Annotated in this window: 1 protein-coding gene and 1 pseudogene; both read right to left on the bottom strand. The window is 72.9% G+C overall.

The window, feature by feature from the left end:
* A pseudogene (locus H5J30_RS35560) lies at positions 1–115 on the bottom strand (APH(3'') family aminoglycoside O-phosphotransferase); the annotation flags it as partial.
* The coding region (locus H5J30_RS35555; protein WP_181791911.1) for a hypothetical protein at positions 112–1,019 on the bottom strand (908 nt) is incomplete at its 5' end. The gene H5J30_RS35555 and the pseudogene H5J30_RS35560, both read right to left, overlap by 4 nt.

Genomic DNA, 1,019 nt, shown 5'->3' with positions numbered 1-1,019 from the left:
TGCCCGCGGGGTCCGTCGCGGGTACGTGCTTGGCGTAGCGGGTGCCGTCCGCGCTGCGGAAGACGGCGGCCCCCGACTCGCCGGTGGTGACGGGGGTCCAGTCGTCGTGCGTCATGGCTTGCGGTCCATCCGGTAGTGCAGGACGAGGAAGGGGATCCCGAAGACGGAGAAGGCGTGTTCGGCGCGGAGCCGGCCGTCGTCGGTGACGTACACGTCGAGCCGCTCGGCGAAGCCGTGCACGCCGAGGGTGGTCAGCTCGCGCGTCTCGGGGTCGATGTACGTCAGGTAGTGGCCGGGGTGGTCGGTGCCGGCGTCGTCGTCCACGTGGCTGGTGAGCGTCAGGCCGCCGCCGGGGCGGGCGCGGGGGAGGAGGGTGGCGGTGAAGCTGGCGTGGGGGAGCGGGAACCCGACGCTGACGTAGCCGCGGCCGCCGTGCCGGTACGTGGTGTAGATGCCGACGTAGATGGGGTCGTCGGTGTCCGCGAAGGACCGGATCCAGCCGCGCACAGCGGTCGCCCCGACGGTCTCCCCGGCGGTCTTCCCGTCCGGTGCCGGGGTGATCGTGTCGATGCGGCTGCGCATGCCGCGCTGCACCTCGCGCTGGTTCATCGGCACGTTGGCCTGGCCGAGGGGCTGGGCGACCAGCGTGCGGTAGAGGAGGTAGCCGGGGCGGACCCACAGCCGCCAGCGGGGTTCGATGTCGAGGGTGAAGCGGGCGGTGTGCTCGTAGAACTCCCGTACCCGCGGGTCCACTTCGGCGGGGTCGAAGCCGGGCCCGGCGAGAGCGTCGAGCGACTCGACGATGCCGACGCCCGGAGCGTCGGCGGTGTACGTGCCGCCGAGGACGCCCGCGAGGTCGCGTACGTACGAGGTCCCGACGTACGCGGACCGGGCTTCGAGCGGCACGACGAACGGCAGGTCGTCGGTGGTGGCCTCCTCGGCGACGAGGCTGACCTGCTCCTCCCGGAACACGAGCGCGGACACGACCCGGAACGCCACGACGGCACCCGCCGCCACGG

This window comes from Streptomyces phytophilus (assembly GCF_013870535.1).
GTDB lineage: Bacteria > Actinomycetota > Actinomycetes > Streptomycetales > Streptomycetaceae > Streptomyces > Streptomyces phytophilus.
Note: the sequence above shows the minus strand (reverse complement) of the source record. Positions and strands in the feature narration are given on the sequence as shown.